The 22031-nt window shown below is 66.7% G+C and carries 18 protein-coding genes; 8 read left to right on the top strand and 10 right to left on the bottom strand.

From position 1 onward, the window contains the following. Window positions 1-87: 87 nt before the first annotated feature. Both OC450_RS12645 and OC450_RS12640 read left to right on the top strand, forming a co-directional pair. Window positions 88-954 carry a S1C family serine protease gene (locus OC450_RS12645; protein ID WP_211381665.1) on the top strand — a complete coding sequence of 289 codons (867 nt, stop codon included), beginning with the start codon at window positions 88-90 and terminating at the stop codon, window positions 952-954. Further along, entirely contained in the window at window positions 951-1328 is a 378-nt protein-coding gene (locus OC450_RS12640) for a response regulator transcription factor (RefSeq protein ID WP_211381664.1), read from the top strand. Before OC450_RS12645 ends, OC450_RS12640 begins: the two co-directional genes overlap by 4 nt. On the opposite strand, the gene OC450_RS12635 is transcribed toward OC450_RS12640, so the two are convergent. The 4 genes from OC450_RS12635 to OC450_RS12620 all read right to left on the bottom strand — a co-directional run bounded on the left by OC450_RS12635 (window position 1323) and on the right by OC450_RS12620 (window position 6233). Next, entirely contained in the window at window positions 1323-2399 is a 1077-nt protein-coding gene (locus OC450_RS12635) for a sensor histidine kinase (RefSeq protein WP_262047980.1), read from the bottom strand. The two genes, OC450_RS12640 and OC450_RS12635, sit on opposite strands and share 6 nt — an antisense overlap. Next, window positions 2386-3078, bottom strand: coding sequence for a response regulator transcription factor (locus OC450_RS12630; RefSeq protein WP_211381662.1), 693 nt, complete (start codon window positions 3076-3078; stop codon window positions 2386-2388). Before OC450_RS12630 ends, OC450_RS12635 begins: the two co-directional genes overlap by 14 nt. Before the next feature lie 100 nt (window positions 3079-3178). Next, the gene (locus OC450_RS12625; protein ID WP_262047979.1) at window positions 3179-3640 is read right to left on the bottom strand and encodes a hypothetical protein; all 462 of its coding nucleotides are present in this window, start codon (window positions 3638-3640) and stop codon (window positions 3179-3181) included. Window positions 3641-3896: 256 nt separating this feature from the next. Beyond that, a complete protein-coding gene (locus OC450_RS12620) occupies window positions 3897-6233 on the bottom strand; it encodes a Tex family protein (RefSeq protein ID WP_262047978.1) in 2337 nt (778 codons plus the stop codon). Between the two features lie 456 nt (window positions 6234-6689). Between OC450_RS12620 and OC450_RS12615 the strand changes: the two genes are divergently transcribed. Together OC450_RS12615 and OC450_RS12610 are read left to right on the top strand one after the other, a co-directional pair. Then, the gene (locus OC450_RS12615) at window positions 6690-7814 is read left to right on the top strand and encodes a ring-opening amidohydrolase (RefSeq protein ID WP_262047977.1); all 1125 of its coding nucleotides are present in this window, start codon (window positions 6690-6692) and stop codon (window positions 7812-7814) included. 106 nt (window positions 7815-7920) lie between these two features. Next, window positions 7921-9390 carry an amidase gene (locus tag OC450_RS12610; protein ID WP_211381658.1) on the top strand — a complete coding sequence of 490 codons (1470 nt, stop codon included), beginning with the start codon at window positions 7921-7923 and terminating at the stop codon, window positions 9388-9390. Between the two features lie 39 nt (window positions 9391-9429). Here the strand turns inward: OC450_RS12610 and OC450_RS12605 are convergent, their stop codons facing one another. Then, complete coding sequence (locus OC450_RS12605) at window positions 9430-9750, bottom strand: hypothetical protein (protein WP_211381657.1); 321 nt, start codon at window positions 9748-9750, stop codon at window positions 9430-9432. A 148-nt stretch (window positions 9751-9898) separates the two neighbouring features. Here OC450_RS12605 and OC450_RS12600 point away from each other — a divergent pair, with 148 nt between their 5' ends. Continuing rightward, window positions 9899-10822 (top strand): PaaI family thioesterase, encoded by a 924-nt coding sequence (locus tag OC450_RS12600; RefSeq protein WP_211381656.1) that lies wholly within the window; start codon window positions 9899-9901, stop codon window positions 10820-10822. A 67-nt stretch (window positions 10823-10889) separates the two neighbouring features. After that, window positions 10890-11255: a hypothetical protein gene (locus OC450_RS12595; RefSeq protein ID WP_262047976.1), complete on the top strand. Its 366-nt coding sequence runs from the start codon at window positions 10890-10892 to the stop codon at window positions 11253-11255. Window positions 11256-11340: 85 nt separating this feature from the next. On the opposite strand, the gene poxB is transcribed toward OC450_RS12595, so the two are convergent. From poxB to OC450_RS12580, 3 genes are all read right to left on the bottom strand, one after another. Beyond that, window positions 11341-13077, bottom strand: a complete 1737-nt coding sequence (poxB, locus tag OC450_RS12590) for a ubiquinone-dependent pyruvate dehydrogenase (protein ID WP_262047975.1) — start codon at window positions 13075-13077, stop codon at window positions 11341-11343. A gap of 80 nt (window positions 13078-13157) precedes the next feature. Beyond that, window positions 13158-13790, bottom strand: a complete 633-nt coding sequence (locus OC450_RS12585) for a 2-dehydro-3-deoxy-6-phosphogalactonate aldolase (RefSeq protein WP_256806971.1) — start codon at window positions 13788-13790, stop codon at window positions 13158-13160. A gap of 13 nt (window positions 13791-13803) precedes the next feature. Continuing rightward, entirely contained in the window at window positions 13804-14718 is a 915-nt protein-coding gene (locus OC450_RS12580) for a 2-dehydro-3-deoxygalactonokinase (protein ID WP_256806973.1), read from the bottom strand. Between the two features lie 216 nt (window positions 14719-14934). Here OC450_RS12580 and OC450_RS12575 point away from each other — a divergent pair, with 216 nt between their 5' ends. Beyond that, window positions 14935-16032, top strand: a complete 1098-nt coding sequence (locus OC450_RS12575; RefSeq protein ID WP_211381651.1) for an LLM class flavin-dependent oxidoreductase — start codon at window positions 14935-14937, stop codon at window positions 16030-16032. A 56-nt stretch (window positions 16033-16088) separates the two neighbouring features. Further along, the gene (locus OC450_RS12570; protein ID WP_211381650.1) at window positions 16089-16643 is read left to right on the top strand and encodes a flavin reductase family protein; all 555 of its coding nucleotides are present in this window, start codon (window positions 16089-16091) and stop codon (window positions 16641-16643) included. Window positions 16644-16653: 10 nt separating this feature from the next. Here OC450_RS12570 and OC450_RS12565 read toward each other — a convergent pair whose 3' ends face one another. Then, a complete protein-coding gene (locus OC450_RS12565) occupies window positions 16654-18507 on the bottom strand; it encodes a sigma-54-dependent Fis family transcriptional regulator (RefSeq protein ID WP_211381649.1) in 1854 nt (617 codons plus the stop codon). Window positions 18508-18603: 96 nt separating this feature from the next. Beyond that, window positions 18604-21909: an acetyl-CoA carboxylase family protein gene (locus OC450_RS12560; RefSeq protein ID WP_256806974.1), complete on the bottom strand. Its 3306-nt coding sequence runs from the start codon at window positions 21907-21909 to the stop codon at window positions 18604-18606. Window positions 21910-22031: the final 122 nt, after the last annotated feature.

Here is a 22031-nt window from a genome sequence, read left to right as displayed (position 1 = left end):
TTTTTCCTGGCCATTTTCCTGGCCATGCGGCCAGTTACGCGATCGGCCGCGACATCCCAGATTGAGGACAACTTACAGGAGCCAGCCATGACCGACCCAACTCCTCTGTCCTCACTGTCGTCCGCTCTCGCGGATGTGGTGGCCCGCACCGCACCGTCCGTCGTCTCCGTGCACTCGCACCGCTCCCGCGCGACCGGCTTCGTCTGGAAGCCAGGCCTGATCGTCACTGCAGACGAGGCCCTGGCTGACGAGGGGGAGGTCGAGATCGGCCTCCCTGACGGCGGCACCGCGGCCGCAACGATCGCCGGCCGCGACCACACGACCGATATCGCGCTGCTGCGCATCGATGCCGGCCCCGCGCCAGTCAAGCTGGCCGCCACCATCCCATCCCTTGGCGCGCTGTCGGTCGTGGTCGCCACCCATCGCGACGCGCCGAGCGCCGCGCTCGGGATGGTGTCGCTGTCCGGCAAGAGCTGGCGCAGCCTGCGCGGCGGCGACATCGACGCGCGGATCGAGCTCGACGTCCGCCTGCGCTCCAGCCAGCAGGGCGGCCTCGCGCTCGATGCATCGGGTGAAGCTTTCGGCATGGCCGTGCTCGGCCCCAGGCGCGTGCTGGTGATCCCGACGGCGACAATCGAGCGGGTCGCGGCCCAGCTCGAGACACGCGGCCGCATCGCACGCGGCTATCTCGGCCTCGGGCTCCAGCCGGTGCGGCTCGACGACGGAATCGGCGCGATGGTGATGAACGTCGACAAGGCCGGACCTTCGGCCGCGGCCGGCATCCGCCAGGGCGACGTCATCGTCGCGGTCAACGACCAGAAGCTGTCCGGCGTACGCGCGCTGTCGCGCACCCTGGGTCCGGCGAGCGTCGGCGCGGTGGTCGATGTCGCAGCGCGTCGCGGCGGCGAGCCGGTCAGCTTCAAGGTCACGGTCGGCGAAAGGCCGGAGGCGTGAGCGAGGACGAGACGAAGACGCCGGAGATCGTGCTGTCGCTTGAGATCGACGATCCCGCCCTCGCCGACCGCCTGGCGACGCTGCTCGGCAATGTCGCCGGGCTTCGCCTTGCCGCGCCCGGCGAGCAAGCGGCTGCGACGGTCGTCGCCCGCGACGCGCGCACCATGCCCGACGACATCGCGCTGACGCAGCGCGAGCTCGACGTGCTGGCGCTGATGGCCGAGGGCGGCTCCAACAAGATGATCGCGCGTCAGCTCGGCATCTCCGTGCACACCGTGAAGTTTCACGTCGGCTCGCTGCTGGACAAGCTCGATGCCACCGGTCGTACCGATGCGGTGGCGCATGCCGCGCGCCGCGGCGTGATCGAGCTATGATGTCGCCGGGAAGGTGAGCTGGACCGTGAGGCCCGGCGCATTGTCGTGCAGCGCGATCTCTGCGCCGTGGAGGCCGGCAACGGCGGCAACCAGGCTCAAGCCCAGGCCGTTGCCCGGGGTATAGCGGCTCTGTTCGAGCCGGTAGAAGCGCTTGAAGACGTGATCGCGCGCCTCAACTGGAATGCCCGGACCATCGTCCGCGATCGCGATCGTCGCCCCGCCACCGGCGCCGGCGCCGCGACAGGTCACGGTGACCTGCCCTCCCGTCCGCCCGTGCTTGATCGCGTTATCGACGAGATTGGCGATCGCGTCGAACAGAAGGTCGCGATCGCCCGTGATCGCCACCTCGCGGTCGCCGCCAAGGCTGAGCCGCGTCGCGACCTGTTCGGCTGCGGCATCGTAGAGCTCGACGACCTCGCCGGCGACCTCGGCGAGATTGAGCGCGCGAAAGGCGCTCCTGCGGGCGCGGGTCTCGATCTCCGAGATCCGCGTGATGGAGGCGAACATGCCCAGCACGGCGTCGAGATCGGCGATGGTGTCGCCGATCAGCGCCGCATCTGCCTCGCCTGTGCGCGGGGCATGATAGGCCTTCTCCAGCCGGCCCCGCATGCGTGTCAGCGGCGTGCGCAGATCGTGGGCGACGTTGTCGCTGACCTGCTTGACCTCGCCCATCAGCGTCTCGATGCGATCGAGCATATGGTTGAGGTTTTCCGCCACGCGGTCCCACTCGTCGTGGCTGCCGCGCAAGGGGATGCGCCGGTCGAGACCGGACAGCATGATGGCGCGGCTGGTGGCATTGATCTCCTCGATCCGCCCGACCGTCCGGCGCGTCACCAGCACGGCCGCCAGCCCGGCGAGCACCAGGAGCAACAGGGCGACCGCGACCATCGCAAGCTCGATCATCGCGGTGAAGCCGCCGTGATCGCCGGCGTCACCGACCCGGCTCCGCACAAAGGCAATGGTGCCGAAGTAGACATACGCCATGATCGCGGCGACGATCAGCCCGAACGCCGCGATCGCGATCAGCGCGAGGCGGAAGGTCGAGGAGCGGAGCGTCTTAACCAGGAGCACGGAGGCAATATCCGATGCCGCGGATGGTGTGGATCAACGGATAGGCCTGGGCATCGTCGACCTTGCGGCGGACGCGTCCGACATAGACGTCGATGATGTTGGTGGAGGGATCGAAATGCAGGTCCCAGACGTGCTGGAGCAGCATCGCGCGCGAGACGACGCGGCCCTCGTTGCGGACGAGATATTCGAGCAGCTGGAATTCCCGCGGCAGCAGCGGGATTTTGCGGCCGCGGCGGCTGGCGTTGCGCGCGATCAGGTCGATGGCGAGGTCGCCGACCCGCAAGATCGTCTCCTTGGCGACGGTCTCGCTGCGGCGGCCGAGCGCCTCGAGCCGCGCCAGCAATTCGGTGAAGGAAAACGGCTTGACGAGATAATCGTCACCGCCGGCGCGCAGACCCCGCACGCGATCATCGACCTCGCCGAGCGCGGAGATGATCAGGAACGGCGCGGCGATGCCGTCGTCGCGCAATTGGCGCATCACGGTGATGCCGTCGATGTCAGGCAGCATGCGGTCGATGGTGATCACGGCATAGTTGCGCGCGATGCCATGACTCAGGGCTTCGCGCCCGCTGGCTGCGAGATCGACGTCGTAGCCGGAGGTCGTCAACTCCTCGACGAGCTGGCCTGCGGTTTCCGGATCGTCCTCGACGACCAGGATGCGACGGTGGCCTCCGGTCATGGCAAACTCCCCGCGACGATCGCCACCAGACTATCCCGTTCCGGGGCTGAGCGGAACCGCCCGATGGCGATCGCGACAATGGTGCGGTACGGCGATGCGACTACCAGTAGTCTCCGCACACATTGACCCATTGCCATCCATAGGGCGTCCAGCTTCTGCGCCAGCAACCATCATTGTAGCCGGCGTAGTAATAAGGCGCGCCGAAGACGGCGAAACGGCGCAAGTGATGGTGATGGAAGAAGGCGTAGTGGCCGTGCCAGCCGACGCCGGCGAAGCCCGGCCCGATCGCGGCATGAGAGAACCGCGCGCCGCCAAACGCCGGCCCGCCGACATGGGCGAAGCGCGCACCACCCATACCGCCGACATGCATGCCACCAAAACCGCCCGCGTGCATGCCGCCGCCGAAATGCCCACCACCGCCGAAGCCGCCGTGGCCGCCGCCACCGAAACCACCACCATGGCCGCCGCCACCGCCTCCACCGCGGGCGAGAACGGGCGAAGCGACTGCCAGCGTCGCAGCCACGGCCGCCGCGACGATGCCCGTGAGAAGCCTTTTGTGCATCGGAAGATCCTCCTTGTCGCGGCGACAGTCTCGCCGCTCCAGGGGATCAGATGAGGAAAATGCGCCCTCACCTTCAACTTACAAATGCGCCAGATTCTGACGCGCGTGTTAGGGACGCAGGCTCTCTCCTGGTCATTGCGAGGAGCCCTCGCGACGAAGCAATGACGACGTGGATAGAACTCTCTAGATGTCGAGCAGCTCAAGGCGGGGAGAGTCTGCGACCTCTCCCCGCAAAGAGCAGGGAGAGGCTAAAAGCTCACGCCCGCTTGCCGCCGTTCTTCTCGGCCGCGCGGCGCAGGGCTTCGGCGAGGGCGCCGCCGCCGGAGGATTCCGGCTTGCGCGGGGCCGACGAGGTCATGCGAGCGGGGTTGCGCGAATTGTTGTCGCGCTGCATGCCGGGGGCGTCCTTCTTGGCGCCGACCTCGTCGTCGAGGCGCAGCGTCAGCGAGATGCGCTTGCGGGCGACCTCGAAGTCCAGCACCTTGACCTTGACGATGTCGCCGGGCTTCACCACCTCGCGCGGATCCTTGATGTAGGTCCTGGACATCGCCGAAATGTGCACGAGCCCGTCCTGGTGCACGCCGATGTCGACGAAGGCGCCGAAGGCGGCGACGTTGGTCACGGTGCCCTCGAGGATCATGCCCTTCTTGAGATGCTTGATCTCCTCGACGCCCTCCATGAACACCGCGGCCTTGAACGCCGGACGCGGGTCGCGGCCGGGCTTCTCGAGCTCGCGCAGGATGTCGGTGACGGTCGGCAGGCCGAAGGTCTCGTCGACGAAATCCTTTGGCTTCAGCGTGCGCACGATCTCGCTCGAGCCGATCAGCGCCTTGATGTCGCTCTTGGTGGCCGCGAGAATCCGGCGCACCACCGGATAGGCTTCCGGATGCACGCCGGAGGCGTCGAGCGGATCCTCGCCGCCGAGGATGCGCAGGAAGCCCGCGCACTGCTCGAACGCCTTGGGTCCGAGCCGCGGCACCTCCTTGAGTGCCTTGCGCGACTTGAACGGGCCGTTGGCGTCGCGGTGCGCGACGATGCTCTGCGCCAGGCCGGAGCCGACGCCCGACACGCGGGCGAGCAGCGGAGCCGAGGCGGTGTTGACGTCGACGCCGACGGCATTCACGCAGTCCTCGACCACCGCATCGAGCGACTTGGCGAGCTTGGCCTGGCCGAGGTCGTGCTGATACTGGCCGACGCCGATCGCCTTGGGCTCGATCTTGACGAGCTCGGCGAGCGGGTCCTGCAGCCGCCGCGCGATCGAGACCGCGCCGCGCAGGGTGACGTCGAGACCAGGCAATTCCTCCGAGGCGAAAGCCGAGGCCGAATAGACCGACGCACCGGCCTCCGACACCACGATCTTGGTCATCTTCAACTCGGCGAGGCCCTTGACGAGATCGGCCGCGAGCTTGTCGGTTTCGCGCGAGGCGGTGCCGTTGCCGATAGCGATCAGCTCGACGCGATGCTTGAGCGCAAGCTTGCCGAGGATTGCAAGCGACTCGTTCCACTGCCGCTGCGGCTCGTGCGGATAGATCACGGCGGTATCGACGACCTTGCCGGTCGCGTCGGTAACGGCGACCTTGACGCCGGTGCGGTAGCCGGGATCCAGACCCATGGTGACGCGGGTGCCGGCCGGCGCCGCCAGCAGCAGGTCGCGCAGGTTCGAGGCGAACACGCGCACGGCCTCGGTCTCCGCCGCATTCCACAGCCGCATGCGCAGGTCGATGTTGAGATGCACCTGGATCTTGGTGCGCCAGGCCCAGCGGACCGTGTCGATCAGCCAGCGGTCGCCGGCGCGCTTGAGATCGGCGATGCCGAACCGCTTCATGATCTTCAGCTCATAGGCGCTCGGCACGCCCGGCGGCGGCGCCTCGGTCTCGGCCTGGATCTGCAGATCGAGAATCTCTTCCTTCTCGCCGCGGAACATCGCCAGGATGCGGTGCGAGGGCAGTTTCGTCAGCGGCTCGGAAAACTCGAAATAATCGGCGAACTTCTCGCCCTCGGTCTTCTTGCCGTCGCGCACCTTGGAGGCCATGCGCGCATTGGTCCACATCTCCTCACGCAGCACGCCGATCAAATCGGCGTCCTCGTCGAAACGCTCGACCAGGATGGCGCGGGCGCCGTCGAGTGCGGCGGCGGCGTCGGCGACGCCCTTCTCGGCATTGACATAGGCCTCGGCCACGACCTTCGGATCGTTGCCGGACTCTGCCATGAGCTGGTTGGCGAGTGGCTCGAGGCCGGCTTCCTTGGCGACTTCCGCCTTGGTGCGGCGCTTCGGCTTGAACGGGAGATAGATGTCTTCGAGGCGCGCCTTGCTGTCGGCGGCGAGAATGGAGGCTTCCAGCGTGGCATCGAGCTTGCCCTGCTCGCGGACCGATTCGAGGATGGCCTTGCGGCGGTCTTCGAGCTCGCGCAGGTAACCCAGGCGCTCCTCCAGGGTGCGCAATTGCGTGTCGTCGAGCGCACCGGTCGCTTCCTTGCGGTAGCGGGCGATGAAGGGAACCGTGGCGCCGCCATCGAGCAGCGTCACCGCCGCCTCGACCTGCTCCGCCCCGACCCCAAGCTCCTGCGCAATCTTCTGGTTGATATTTGCCACGCGCGAATCCCTCTATCCAAGCACGCAATGCGGGGGCGAACCACCGGCTGCGGGACGCCGCTTATGGACCAACCGGGGTTGATTCATCAAGGTGCGGCGCGCAACCGTCGACAGGGGATTTTTTGTCGCCCAGATGCGATCTCGCCACAATCGTGGATTTGCCGCCGGCGATCATTATGTTCTTGTCCCGGACGCGCTGCAACGCTCTTGCGTTGCGGCGCAGAGCCGGACCCAGAAGGCGCCGCTATATGCGGAGACGTGGGCCCCGGCTCTGCAGCGCACCGAAGGGACGCTGCGCCGTGTCCGGGGCACGAGAACGCGAGTTGAAGCGCTCGCCTGTTTTGCTCGTCGGGCAGCGCAAGGGATTGTAAGAGACCATCGCTTGCACCTTGACAGCCGCCTCCGTTCGACGACTGTTTGCTCCGCCGGACCACCGAACTCCACGCGAGGACTCCAATGCGGACTTCATCGGTCGGCGTCTTCAAGATCGCCACAAGGGGACCCGGCGACGTTTCCGGCCTCATGGCCATGATCGGCTCCGGCGAGATCGAACCGGCATCGATCCTGGCGATCCTCGGCAAGACCGAGGGCAATGGCGGCGTCAACGACTTTACCAGGGAGTATGCGGTGGCAGCGCTGTGCACGGCGCTGGCGCCGCGGCTCGGCCTTTCCGCGCACGAAGTCGAGCAGCGCATCGCCTTCGTGATGTCGGGCGGCACCGAGGGCGTGCTCAGCCCTCATATCACCGTGTTCACGCGCAGCGAGGTCGCGCAACGGCCGCCAGGCATCTCGGGCAAGCGCCTGAGCATCGGCATGGCGCACACCCGCGATTTCCTTCCTGAAGAGCTCGGCCGCGCCGCCCAGATCACGGAGACGGCGAAAGCCGTGAAAGCCGCGATGGAGGATGCGGGTATCACCGAAACCGCCGATGTCCATTTCGTGCAGATCAAGTGCCCGCTGCTCACCAGCGAGCGAGTCGAGGCGGCAGCCGCGCGCGGCCACAAGACGGCGACGACGAGCGCCTACAGCTCGATGGCCTATTCGCGCGGCGCCTCGGCGCTCGGGGTTGCGGTCGCGCTCGGTGAGGTCGCCTCCGACATCCAAGACGACGACGTGCTGCGGCGCTACGATCTGTTCTCCTCAGTTGCGTCTACGTCATCCGGGATCGAGCTGATGCACAACGTCGTCATCGTGCTCGGTAACTCCGCGTCGTCGGCAAGCAGATTCGAGATCGGGCATTCCGTGATGGACGACGCCATCGATGCAGCGGCGGTGGTGTCGGCGCTGAGGAGCGTCGGGCTTGGCGTCCAACTTGGCGTCGCGCCGCAAGCCGCCGCGGGCCGCGAGCTCGTCAACATCTTCGCCAAGGCCGAAGCCTCGCCTGACGGCAGCGTGCGCGGCTTCCGCCACACCATGCTCGAAGATACCGACATCAGCTCGACGCGCCATGCCCGCGCCGCCGTCGGCGGCTTGATCGCGGGCCTTGCCGGCACCGGCGCGGTCTATGTTTCCGGCGGCGCCGAGCATCAGGGGCCGGCGGGCGGCGGGCCGGTTGCGGTAATCGCGCGGCTGCCCTATTGACGCGGACCTCTCCGCCCGGCGCAACCCTGCCCCTCGCGCCGGCTCAGTTGATTCACGCGGGCCCTTGCGAAAAAGGTGGAGCCGCATCTCAAGGGATTTTGACTTCATGACTTTGCCGATGAGCTGGAACGAATGGGCGCAGCACGATGGCGTGGGGCTGGCGGCGCGCGTCCGCAAGGGCGAGCTGACGGCAAAGGAATTGGCCCGCCAGGCCGCTGCGGGCGTCGCCAAGGTCAATCCGGCGCTGTCGGGCGTGGTCGAGCTGTTCGAGGACGTGATCGCCGACCCGGCCAAGGACGGCGCCAATCTCGCCGGCCCGTTCGCCGGCCTGCCCTTCCTGATGAAGGATCTGGGACCGACCATGAAGGGCCGGCTCCAGGAGATGGGCTCGCTGCTGATGCGCGGCAATCGCGCCGCTGCCGACACGTTCCTGACCGGTAAATTCCGTCAGGCGGGGCTCAACCTGATCGGACGCACGACGACGCCGGAATTCGGCGTATGCAGCTCGGCGGACAATCCCGCCGTCTATGTCACGCGCAATCCCTGGGACACCGACTACACCACTTGCGGCTCGTCGGCCGGGAGCGCCGCGATGGTGGCCGCCGGCGTGGTGCCGATCGCGCATGCGACCGACGGCGGCGGCTCGATCCGCATTCCCGCCGGCGTCAACGGCAATATCGGGCTGAAGGTTTCGCGCGGCGTGTTCTCGCTCGCGCCGCACATGTCCGACCTCACGGGCCTGGTCTCGATCCAGGGCTGCCAGTCGCGCTCGGTTCGCGACACCGCCGCCTTCGTCGACCACGCCCGCGGGCCTGCGCCTGGCGAGTTCATGCCGTTCTGGACCACGGCTCAGCCCTATTCCGAGATGATCAAGCGCGACCCGGGCAAGCTCCGGATCGCGCTGTCGCACAGCTGGGGCGACTACACGGCGACGCCGCACATCGCCGCCGAGCTGGAGAAGACCGGCCGCTTCCTCGAGGGCCTCGGCCATCACGTCGACTACGCGCTGCCCGAGCTCGATTTCCGCGCCGCGTTCGAGGCGCAGACGACCTGCTACATCTCGAATTTCGCCGTGGTGATCTCCAACATGCTTGCCGCGCGCGGACTGGAAAAGCCGCCGGAAGATCTCATCGAGCCCATGAACATCCGTATCTGGGAAGCCGGCCGGCAGACGAGCTTCGCCGAGCGGGCGAAGATGCAAGGCGTGTTCAATACGACCTCACGCGGTTTCGGCGCGTTCTTCGAGCAGTGGGACGTGATCCTGACCCCGATCACGGCGCTACCGACGCCGAAGGTCGGCACCAGGGAATACCTCACCATCTCCGACAATCCCGACGTGCTCGACTGGTTCGGCAATCTCTGGCGCTTCTTCGCCTTCACGCCGCTCGCCAATCTCTGCGGCATGCCCGCGATCTCGATGCCGATGGCGACCCACGAGCACGGCCTGCCGCTCGGCATCCAGGCGATCGGCAAGCAGGCCAATGACGGCCTGTTGCTGCAACTCGCCGCCCAGATCGAGCGCGCGCTCGACGGCAAGTGGAACGGCGGCAGGAAGCCGAAGGTGCATGTGAGCTGAGCGAGTTGATCGCATTGACTTGCGATCGCGCCGCCTGCCTCAATTCTTGACCGCCGGTATTTCCTCCTCCGCCGGCTGCTGCCGCCCCTGCTGATACATCGCGAGCGCCTTGTCGAGAGCCTCGCGCAGCGCCAGCGCCGCGGCCACGCTGCAACGTAAGTGCGCGGTCTGGACCACGTCGACCCTGACGGCGGCGCCGACCGGCATCAAGAGGTTCGCCGCGAGCTCGATCTGGATCGCGCCGTTGTGGTGGCCAAAGCAGGACGCGCCGTCGAAATAGATGATCGGCGCCCGCTCCGAGCTGGAGCTCGAAATGGTGACGGGCCCCTGGCTGGTGGCGGGCGTTTCGGGGTCGGCCATGAGCACTCCTTACAGCTAGTCGAGAGACGATGCGCTCACCATCGTTGCTTCGGCCCGCCCTGTCGAGGCTAAACCGCCCCGGCGGGAGCGCCCTGCCACGCGCAGTCGGGGTTTTGCGCGGCGCCCGCCACTGGTCTAGAACGTCGTCATGTCCACATCACCAACGCCCACTCCACCCGCCACGCTCCCGTTCGAGGAACTCGCCGAAGCGATCAAGGGCCGCCGCTCCGATTACGGCCATATCAGCGGGCTCCAGCTCGACCGCTTCGCGCCGGCCGAGGCCTGGTCCAGCCTCCCCTACCGGCCCGTCTTCGTCGGCGACACCGAGACCGGCGTGCTGCATGGCGGCGTCGTCACCGCGATGCTGGACGAAAGCTGCGGCATGGCGGTGCAACTTGCGCTCGACGGCACGCGCGCCATCGCAACCCTCGATCTGCGGATCGACTACCAGAAGCCTGCGACGCCGGGTCTCGCCATCAAGGCGCATTCGGTCTGCTATCGCACCACGCGCTCGATCGCCTTCGTGCGCTCCACCGCCTACCAGGAGTCCGAGGACGATCCGGTCGCGACCGCGACCGCCTGCTTCATGATCGGCGCCAACCGCACCAACATGCTCGCGGACCGCAGAATGGATGCGCGCAGCATCCCGACGCTGGAAGCGCCGGAGGATCAGGACGGCCCGTTCGCGAACAGCCCGTTCGCGCGCTGCCTCGGCATCCGTGTCAACGACGACGGCACGCTGACGATGCCGTTCTCCCCGCAGATCATCGGCAACCCGATCCTGCCCGCGATCCATGGCGGCATGACCGGCGCCTTCCTCGAGACCAGCGCAATCGTCGGCGTGGCGCGCGAGCTCGGCGTCACCGCGCTGCCGAAGCCGATCGGCCTCACCGTCAACTACTTACGCTCCGGCCGCGCACTCGACACTGTTGCCAATGTCTCGATCGTGAAGCAGGGCCGGCGCATCGTGGCCTTCGAGGCGCGGGCCTGGCAGGACGATGCCAACAAGCCGATCGCCACCGCTTTCGGCCATTTCATGCTGCGCCCGACGCCCGGAAGCGACGAGGAATAGGCGTATTTTCCCTTGACGGCCGGGGGCCGGGCCACAACGATAGCGCGTTCCCGCGAGAGGTATTGGGTTGCGGCATCCGCTCGACATTATCGCCATGTTCGCCGCGCTCTGGCTGCTGGCGTCGATGATGCTCGACGCGCTGACGCCGAAGGAGCTGACGGCGGTGATGATCGGCATCGCCATCGGACCCGCCATCGTCATCACCGCCGTATTCTACTATCTGCACTGCCCGCGCACCGATTTCGCGGTGATGTTCGCAGCGCTCTGGCTGATCTCCGACATCGCCATCGCGTTCATCTCGCCGACCCAGCTGCCGCATTTCCTGATCGCGCTCGGCTTCGTGCCGGCCCTGCTGATCGGCATCGTGCTGCACTGGCAGCGCTTCCAGCGCCGCCACGAACGGCTGCCGCTGCCGTCAGCCAAACGCAGCTAGAGCATGATCCGGAAAAGTGTGACGCGATTTTCCGAAAAGATCATGCTCAAGATAAAAAGCTAAAGCACGATGACTTGATCGCGCATTAGCGCGGCAGCAAATTCGTCTTCGCTAGATCGAGCACCTCGTCGCCGCGGCCGTTCATCACCGCGCGCAGCACCCAGAGGCTGAAACCCTTGATCTGCTCCGGCGTGATGGTCGGCGGCATCGACAGCTCCTGCTTGGCGGTGACGACGTCCAGCAACGCCGGTCCGTTGTGGGCCAGCATCTCCTTCATGGCATCCGGGAGTTCGCCGGGATCCTCGACGCGCTTGGCGAAAATACCCATCGCGCGCGCCATCGCGGCGAAATCGGGATTCTCCAGATCGACATTGGTGTCGACGAAGCCCGCCGCCTTCATCTCCAGCGCGACGAAGCCGAGCACGCCGTTGTTGAAGACGACGATCTTCACCGGCAGCTTCATCTGTGTCAGCGTAATTAGATCGCCCATCAGCATGGTGAAGCCACCGTCGCCGGAGAGCGAGATCACCTGCCGGCCAGGCTGCGCGGCCTGCGCGCCGATCGCCTGCGGCATCGCATTGGCCATCGAGCCGTGCACGAACGAGCCGATCAGCCGGCGGCGGCCGTTCATGTCGAGATAGCGCGCGGCCCACACTGTGGGCGTCCCGACATCGGCGGTGAACACGGCATCCTCGGACGCATGGTCGCTGATGACTTTCGCAAGATATTGCGGATGGATTGGCTTGGCTCCCGGGGTTCCCCTGGCAAGCGAGTCCAGGCCTTCGCGCGCTTTCCTGTAATGCGCGACTGCATCGTCGAGATGCTTGCGCTGCGTCTTCTTCCTCAACAGCGGCAGCAGCGCCTCGATGGTGAGCTTGACGTCGCCGACGAGGCCGAGATCGATCTTGCAGCGCCGCCCGAGATTTTCCGGACGAATGTCGATCTGCACGATCTGGCAGTCGGTCGGGAAGAACTGCTTGTAGGGGAAATCAGTGCCGAGCATCACCAGCGCGTCGCAGGCGTGCATGGCGGCATAGCCCGAGGAAAAACCGATGAAGCCGGTCATGCCGACGTCGTAGGGATTTTCGTATTCGACATGCTCCTTGCCGCCGAGCGCATGCACGATCGGGCTCTTCAGGGCTTCCGCAAGCTGCATCAGCGGCGCATGCGCGCCGGCGCAGCCGCGGCCGCAGAACAGGGTGATCCGCTCGGCGCCGTTCAGCAGTTCCGCGAGCGCCTTCAGCTCACACGCCTGCGGCACGACCTTCGGCGCCGACAGCGCAAGGCCGCGTGTCGTCGATAGCGCGCGCTTCGGGGGGCTACGGAAAGCGACGTCGCCCGGCATGGCGACGACGGCGACGCCGCGCAGACCCACGGCCGCGCGGATCGCATTCTCCAGCACATAAGGAAGCTGGCTCGGGTCCGAAACCAGCTCGCAATAATGGCTGCACTCGCGGAACAGGTTCTGCGGGTGAGTTTCCTGGAAATAGCCGCTGCCGATCTCGGCCATCGGGATCTGCGCGGCGATCGCCAGCACGGGCACGCGGCTGCGATGTGCATCGAACAGGCCGTTGATCAGATGCAGATTGCCCGGGCCGCAGGAACCGGCACACACCGCAAGGCTCCCGGTCATCTCGGCCTCGCCGGCAGCAGCGAAGGCCGCGACCTCCTCATGCCGGACATGGATCCATTCGATGGTGCCGCGGCGGCGCAGCGCCTCGGTGAGGGCGTTCAGGCTATCCCCGACGATGCCGTAGATGCGCTTGACGCCGGCCTGTTCGAGCGTTGCCACGAACAGATCGGCTACGTTGTTGATCGCCATGTCGGTCTCCTGATCTCGCGAGTGCGGCAAGATAGGATAAAGCGCGACCGTGACGGCATCACGGCTTGTTTATTGCGGGCTCAGTCTTTCGCAATCGCCCGATCGTAGGCCGCAATCGTCAACTTCGCGCGAGCGGCAACATCCGTTGCCGTCATGCCGGGCTTGTAGAGGTTGGAGCCGAGCCCGAACGCCGTCACGCCGCCCTTGATGTACTCCGCAAAATTCTGGTCTGAGACGCCGCCGACGGCGGCGATCATCACACCGGCCGGCAGCACGGCGCGGATCGCGGCGATGCCGGACGCGCCGAGCACGCTCGCCGGAAAGAACTTCAAGCCCGATGCGCCGGAGCGCGCCGCAAGCAGCGCCTCGGTCGGCGAGAACACGCCCGGCAGCGTCACCATGCCGTGCTGATGCGCGCGCGTGAGCACCTGCGTATCCACATTCGGCGACACCATGAGCTTGCCGCCGACATCGTTGAGACGATCGACATCCGCGGCGGTCAGCACCGTGCCGGCGCCGATCAACACGCCGGCCGGCGCCAGTTTCGCAGCGGTGGCGATCGAGCGGAATGGATCGGGCGAGTTCAGCGGGATCTCGATCGCGGTCATGCCGGCCTCGATCAGCACGCCGACGATGGCCTCGGTCTCCTCCGGTTTCACACCGCGCAGGATCGCGACCAACGGACGCTTCATCGGCGGAAAGGGAATGCTCATCTCAAGGGTCCTTCTATGTGGTCCAGATCGACGCAGCCGCCATCGACAGGCCGCGGCGGACCGCTTCATCCGCATCGACCGGCTGCACTGCGACCGACAGTGCCTCGAAGGCGTGCTGGTACAGCATCGCGAGCCGCCCCGAGGCAATCAGCGTGATGCCGGATTTCGGCACAGCGCCGGAGAGCCCGGCCGCCAGTTCGACACCGATCAACGTGCCCGACAGCGTCTCACGCGCTGCAGCCGGCGTGCCGCCGAACAGAAGCTGACGCGACCGCGCGCCGAACAGGAGATTGGCCGCGAAGGCAGGCGCCTTGAATGCAGCAATTACCGCCGCCTTGAAGCTCGTGACATCTTCGGCATCATCGGCGCCGGCGACCGCGAGCGACAGAATCGTCTCGCGCGAGACCACGCTGAAGAGTTCACCCGTCATGAACGTGGAAAAGCGCTCGACCGTGCCGTCGGTCACCCGCACCCATTTCGAATGCGTGCCGGGCATGCAGACGAGCGCCTCGCCTGCGGCATCGAGACCGAGCGCGCCGAGCAATTGCGTTTCCTCGCCGCGCATCACGTCAGGCGCGCCTGCATCGCGCTGGGCGATGCCGGGCAGGATGCGGATGTCGCGCGCTTCGCCCGGCACGCGCGCTGCCTGCTTCAGGACGGCAGAGAGTGGCGCCGGCGTGTCGACATAGCCCGCCTCGACCCATCCCGTGCGGGCGCCGGCCATGCCGCAGACGAGAACCGGCAGATGGCCCGGCGCATCGACGGCGGCAAGATGCGATTGCAGCACAGCAGCGAAGCCGGCCTTGGCCGCCGCCAGCATGCCCTCATCGCTGCGGCGCTCGGCCAGCACCTGACCGGTGCGATCGACCAGCCAGAGCCGAAAGCTGCTGGTGCCCCAGTCCACCGCGACATAAGCGGGTTCGGTCATCTCGAAACTGTCCTCGTCTCATCGACAAGACACCGTCTCGCGACAATGAGACGAGGCCTTGCAAATCCGCCCCGGGATATCGGCTATTGCCGCCACAAACCAGCGATTTCTCACCGGCCCGAGGGGCACTCCGCGCTGGCACACGGCTTGCTCAAGTGTCCCCGCTCACGTCCGTGAACCGCGCAACAAGACGCGTCAACATCAGATGAGGAAACCATGGAGATCGGGTATTTCACGATGCCTTCGCATCCGCCGGAGTGCGGCCTGAAGGAAGGAAACGACTGGGACCTGCAAGTCATGCGCTGGCTCGACGAGCTCGGCTATCTGGAGGCCTGGGTCGGCGAACACCACACCGCACCCTGGGAACCCAATCCCACGCCGGATCTCCTGATCGCGCAGGCGCTGATGCAGACCAAGCGCTTGCGCATCGGACCGGGCGGCTTCCTGCTGCCCTATCACCATCCGGCCGAGCTCGCCAACCGCGTCGCCATGCTCGACCATCTCTCCGAGGGCCGGCTCAATTTCGGCGTCGCGGCCAGTGGCCTGCCGAGCGACTGGGCGATGTTCAACGTCGACGGCATGAGCGGGCAGAACCGCGACATGACCCGCGAGGCGCTGGAGATCATCCTGAAGATGTGGAGCGATCCCGCGCCCTGGACCTACAAGGGCAAGTTCTGGACGGTGACCAAGCCGGACACGATGTTCGACTTCCTCAAGCCGCACATCAAGCCGCTGCAGGCGCCGCATCCGCCGATCGGCGTCGCCGGGCTCTCGAAGAACTCGGACACGCTGAAGCTTGCCGGCGAGCGCGGCTTCATTCCGATGAGCCTCAACCTCAATCCGGCCTATGTCGGCAGCCATTGGGACTCGGTCGTGGCGGGCGCCGCCAAGACCGGCCGCAAGCCGAACCGGCAGGACTGGCGGCTAGTGCGCGAGGTGTTCGTCGCCGACACCGACGAGGAGGCGTGGAAGCTCTCGACCGGCGACATGATGGGCCGGATGATGGGCGAGTACTTCCTGCCCCTGCTCGGCCATTTCGGCTTCAAGGACTATCTGAAGCACGCGCCGGACGTGCCCGACAGCGACGTGACGGTCGAATATTGCGCCAAGCGGAACTGGATCGTGGGCTCGCCCGCCACCGTCGCCGAGAAGATCGAGAAGATCTACGAGGAGGTCGGCGGCTTCGGCGTGCTGCTGGTGTTCGGCTTCGACTACAAGCACAAGGCGGAAGCCTGGCATCACTCGCTGTCCCTGCTGAAGAACGAGGTGCTACCGCGCCTGAAGCATCTCGGCTCCGCGCGCAAGGCGGCTTGACCGGAGGCGGGGGCGGCGCGATCGTGCCGCACCCGCAACATTTCGGAGATTTCGGCGTGAGCGTCGACGCAAAGGATTTCAAGCAGGCGATGCGCCAATGCGCCGGCGCCGTCGCGCTGGTCACGGTCGGCGCCGAGCACGGCAAACGCACGGGACTGACGGTGACGTCGGCCTGCTCGCTGTCGGACAATCCGCCGTCCCTGATCGTCTGCGTCAACCGCAACGCCAGCGCCCATGCGCGCATCCGCGAGGAAGGCGCGTTCGCCATCAACTTCCTGCACGAGGATCATGCGCTGCTGGCGCTGACCTTCAGCGGCCAGAAGGGCGTCAATGGCGACGACCGATTTGCGTTCGGGCAATGGACGCGCGGGACCACCGGCGCACCGGTACTGACCGACGCCGTCGCCGCCTTCGACTGCATGCTGGCGCAGGAGTTCGAGACCGCGACGCATTCGATCTTCGTCGGTGAAGTCCGCGGCGTGTCGTACGGGGCGGAAGCGACCCCGCTGATCTATCTCCGCAGCAGCTTCCACACGCCGCGCGAGATGCGCGGCACCGTGACGGTCGGCGACCTCGATTCGCGGCATCTGAGCTGGAGCGATTTCTCCTAAAGAACGGCGCCTACTGCGCCGCCTCGATCTTCATCGCTTTGATCTTGCGATACAGCGTGGCGCGGCTGAGCTTCAACGCACGCGCTGCCTCGGCGACCCGGCCGCCGTGCTTGCGCAGCGCCTCTGCGATCGTCGCGCGTTCGGCCGCTGCGAGATCGGGCTCCGCTGCTCTTCCGCCGAACGGCGGCAGATCGAGGTCGGCGTCGGTGATGACGCGATCCTCGGCCGTGCAGCCGGCGAGCCGCAACACGTGGCGGAGCTGGCGCATGTTGCCGGGATAGGGATAGGCCGAGAGCAGCGACCAGGCCTCGTCCGAGAGACGGCAGTCCGGCGCTTCCTCGCGCGCGATCTGCCGGATGATATCGTCGCGGTCGACACGTTCGCGCAACGCCGGGAGCCGCACCTCCATGCCGCGCAGACGGAAATAAAGGTCGGCGCGGAAGGCGCCCTCCTCCGCCATGCGGCCGAGATCGCGATGGGTGGCGCTGATCAGGCGGATGTCGACCGGCACGGGCTTGAGCGCACCGAGCGGCCAGACCTCGCGGTTCTCCAGCACGCGCAAGAGGCGCGTCTGCAGCGCGATCGGCATGTCACCGATCTCGTCGAGGAAAAGCGTGCCGCCGTCCGCCTGCACGATCAGGCCCTTCGAGCCGTCGCGCCGCGCGCCGGTGAAGGCGCCGGCCTCGTAGCCGAACAGCTCGGCATCGATCAGGCTTTCCGGCATCGCCGCGCAGTTCAGCGCCACATAGTTGTGGCGCGCGCGATTGCTGGCGGCGTGAATGGCGCGGGCGAACACGTCCTTGCCGACGCCGGTCTCGCCATGCAGCAGCACCGGCAGATTGTGATCGCCGATGCTCCGCAGCCGCTTCACGCTCTTGATCAGCTCGGGATCGCGACCGGCAAGCCGATGCAGCGCGTCGAAGCGATCGACAGCGACGTCACGATGCTGCGTGGACGGCCGTACCCGCAGCGGCGGCGCGACATGGCCGTGCCCCAGCGGACTGCCGTCGGCCCGGCGCAACGCGACGATTTCGTCCGCGTTACGTGCGGGGTGATCGAACTTGATGTAGCGTGACAGATCGATGCCGGCTGCGATCAGGCCGTCGGTGAGGCCCAGCAGAGCGCGCGCCGATCGGCAGGCCCCGACGATGCGGCGATCGTCGTCATAGGCGAGCAGACCGCTTCCGCCGTCGCCCGGCACGGTGGCGATCCAGGCGTTGCGGAAATGACCGCGGAAGATCACGCCCTCCATCCGCCGCGTCGCCTCCATCGTCACCGCGAGCGCGAGCTGGTGCGCGGCCCGCTCGAGATCCTCGCGGCAGGAGGTGATGTTGATGGCGCCGGCAAGACGTCCGGCCTGGTCGAACAGCGGCGCCACCGCACAGGAGAACATGTGCCACTGCGCACGAAAATGCTCGTCGCGATGCACCAGGATCGGCTTCTGCTCGGCAAGCGCCGTGCCGAGCCCGTTGGTCCCCTCAAAGGTTTCGGCAAAGTTCGAGCCGGTATAGATCTTCCAGTCCATGAACATCTTTGCGTCGGCCTCGCCCGGCAGACGGCTGAACAGCATGGTTGCGTTGACATCCGCCAGATTGACGCAATAGCCGGCGTCGCGCAGCACGCGGGCGAGGTCGTCGAGCTCGGGGGTAACGAGCCTGATCGTCTCCTCCATCGGCTCGGCAACATGCCGGACCTCCGCCTCGGTCAGCGTCTGCGGCGGGCCCTGGCGGGCGGGGTCCAGCTTGTGGCTGATCAGGCAGCGCCGCCATGAATCGGCAATGCGCGAAGAGGCATCGACGTCGGCCACCTGGTTGGCGACGGACAAGACACGGGCGACATGGTTCGAGGCCGAAAGGCTGGCCATCGCGGACGTCTCCACCCTGTATTATTGTGCAAAGTCTGGCACCACAGGCGGGGATGTCAATCGGGAACCGAAAACGCGGCTATTGCTGCACTGCGCTCACCACGTGTCGATGCAGGGCCGCTTCTTCTCCGTCCGCACGGGCGGCTTCGGCACAGACCTTAGCCCCGCCATGATCCAGCGCCGCGTTTCCGCGGGATCGATGACGTTGTCGATCTCGAACACCGAGGCGATCGAGACGGCCTTGCCGTTGGCATAGAGCTCGGCGACCTTGTTGCGATAATAGGTCTCGCGCTCGTCGGGATCGGCGATCGCTTCCATCTCCTTGCGGAAGCCGAGGCGGACATAGCCTTCGAGACCCATGCCGCCGAACTCGCCGGTCGGCCAGGCCGCGGTGAAGAACGAGGCGTGGAAGCCGCCGCCGATCATCGACTGCGCGCCCAGCCCGTAGCCCTTGCGCAGCACGATGCCGAACAGCGGCACGGTGAGGCTCGCGCCCGTGACGAACATGCGCGAGACGTGACGGACGATCGCGGTCTTCTCGGCCTCGGGGCCGACCATGAAGCCGGGCGTGTCGCAGAGCGAGACGATCGGCAGATCGAAGGCGTCGCAGAGCTGGAGGAAGCGCGCCGCCTTGTCGCCGGCATCGGCATCGATCGCGCCGCCGAGATGACGTGGATTGTTGGCGATCAGGCCGAACGGCTTGCCCTCGATCCGGATCAGCGCGGTGATCATGCCGACGCCGTAGTCGCGGCGCAGCTCCAGCACGGAATCCTTGTCCGCGACGAGATCGATGACGCTGCGGATGTCGTAGACGCGCAGGCGGTTCTCGGGGATCGCGCGACGGAGCAGGCGCTGGTCTGCGGCGTGCCACTCTGTCACCGAGCCCTGGAAATAGGACAGGTATTTTTGCGCAGCGCGCGTCGCCTCCTCCTCGTCCTCGACGAGAATGTCGATGACGCCGTTCGGTGACTGGAACGAGACCGGGCCGACCTCCGCCGGATGATAGACGCCGAGGCCGCCGCCCTCGATCATGGCGGGGCCGCCCATGCCGATCGAGGCATTTTTCGTGGCGATGATCACATCGCAGCAGCCGAGCATCGCGGCATTGCCGGCAAAGCAATAGCCGGAGACGATACCGATCACGGGCACGAGACCGGACAACCTCGCGAACTGCACGAAGGACGGACCGTCGAGGCCGGTCATGCCGAGCCGATCGGTATCGCCGGGCCGACCGCCGCCGCCCTCGGCGTAGAACACCAGCGGCACGTGCCAGTCTTCCGCGAGCGTCAGCATGCGGTCGATCTTCTTGTGGTTCATGTGGCCCTGCGTGCCCGCGAGCACGGTATAGTCATAGGCCACGACGATGCAGCGCCCGCCGTCGGGACCGAACTTCTCCGCGTTGACGGTCGCGACGCCCATCACGAGACCGTCGGCCGGGGTGTTCTTGACGAGATCGTCGAGCTTGCGTCGGCGCCGCTGCGCCGCGATCGCGAGGCTGCCATACTCCATGAATGAGCCGTCGTCGACGAGCTGGGCGACGTTTTCGCGCGCGGTGCGCTGGTTGGTGTTGCGGCGGCGCTCGACCGAGGCCGGGCGGTTCTCGTCGAGCGTGTTGGCCTGGCGCGCGATCATCTCGGCGAGATCGGGACGGATGTGATCCAGATCGATGTCGGCTTCCGCCGCTGACTGATCAGCTGCGACGTCGAGCGGCTCGAGGTAGAGGATCGGCTCGCCGTGCAGCAGCGTGACGCCGTCGCCGGCGACGAGCTTCATGACGCGGCCGCCCTGCTCCGCCATGACCAGATGTTCCATCTTCATGGACTCGATCACCGCGAGCTGCTGGCCCGGGCGCACGATCTCGCCTTCCTTCACCTGGATGGTGACGACGGTGCCTTGCAGGGGTGCGGCAATCATCACCGCGCCTTCGGGCACCGCTTGTGCGACGTGAGCTTCGGTGCCGTGACCGCCGCTTCGTTCGGTCGGGGCGAAGAAGAGCGGTTTGGCCGCGCCATCGGCCGCCTCGACCAGCTTTGCAATGTTGCGATCGATGAAATCGGTCGCGATGCGGTTGGTCCTGAAATCTGGATGCGCGAGCACCGCCTGGAGGAAGGCGATGTTGGTGACGACGCCGTCGATCCGGAACTCGCGCAAGGCGCGCGAGGCTTTGGCCACGACGTCATGCCAGGCCTCGCCCGGCGTATGCACGATGACCTTGGCCAGCAGCGAGTCGAAGGCAGCACTGGTCTTGTAGCCGGCGTAGCCAAAGCTATCGACACGGACGCCCGGCCCCGACGGCGGTTCGAACACGGCCAGCACGCCGCCGGTCGGATGGGTCGCACCCGTCTCATCCAGCGTTTCCATGTTGACGCGGAGCTGCATCGCAAAGCCGCGCGGCTTCGGGATGGACCCCTGCGCCAGGCCGAGCGAGGCCAGCGTTGCGCCGGCGGCAACCGCAAGCTGGGCGCGGACGAGGTCGAGCCCGAGCACCTCTTCGGTGACGGTGTGCTCGACCTGGAGCCGTGGATTGGCCTCGATGAAGGCAAAGCTGTCGTCAGCGGCGCCGTCGACCAGGAACTCGAACGTGCCGAGATTGTCGTAGGACGCGGCCGCGGCAAGCTGCTTCGCTGCCTCGATGATGCGTCCGCGCAGGGAATCGCTCAGCGACGGGCTCGGTGCCACCTCGATCAGCTTCTGGTGCCGGCGCTGAATGGTGCATTCGCGTTCCCAGAGATGAGAGATCGCGCCATGGCGATCGCCGATGATCTGCACCTCGATATGGCGCGCCTGCCGGATCAGGCGCTCGGCATAGACGCCGTCGAAGCCGAATGCCGCCTTGGCCTCGGACCGGCAGCGCGCATAGGCCTCAGCGAGATCGGCGGCGCTCTCCACCACGCGCATGCCGCGGCCGCCGCCGCCGGCCATCGCCTTGATCACGATCGCCGCGTTGCTGCCGAGCGAGGTGAAGAACGCCGCGATGTCCTCCAGCGAGGAAGGGCCGCTGGTGCCGGCGATGATCGGCACACCGCAGCGCTTTGCCAGTTGCCGTGCCGCAACCTTGTCGCCGAACAGTTCAAGCGCCGCGGCTTTCGGTCCGACGAAGGCGATGCCTGCGTCGGCGCAGGCCTTTGCGAACGCAGCGTTCTCACTGAGGAACCCGTAGCCGGGATGCACGGCGTTGCAGCCGGATGCCATTGCCGCCTTGACCACGGCCTCGATGTCGAGATAGGCCCGCGCGCCGCGGCCGGGGATTTCGACCGCTTCATCCGCAACGCGCACATGCAGCGACAGCGCATCATCCGCGGGGTGAACCGCGACCGTCGCGATGCCGGCATCGGCTGCCGCACGCGCGATGCGGATGGCGATCTCGCCGCGATTGGCGATCAGGAGTTTTTTGAACGACATGCAGCGTCTCCATGCCCGCGAGCCGGGGCGCGGGTCGACAGGCCCGATAGTTCTGCTTCGTCACTTTAGCCGAGGCCGTCAAGGGCAAGAACGCCGGCCACGATGACCGCTCCCGTCGGCCG

This window comes from Bradyrhizobium sp. Bra78 (genome assembly GCF_024519855.1).
In the GTDB taxonomy this organism is placed as follows: domain Bacteria; phylum Pseudomonadota; class Alphaproteobacteria; order Rhizobiales; family Xanthobacteraceae; genus Bradyrhizobium; species Bradyrhizobium japonicum_G.
Note: the sequence above shows the minus strand (reverse complement) of the source record. Positions and strands in the feature narration are given on the sequence as shown.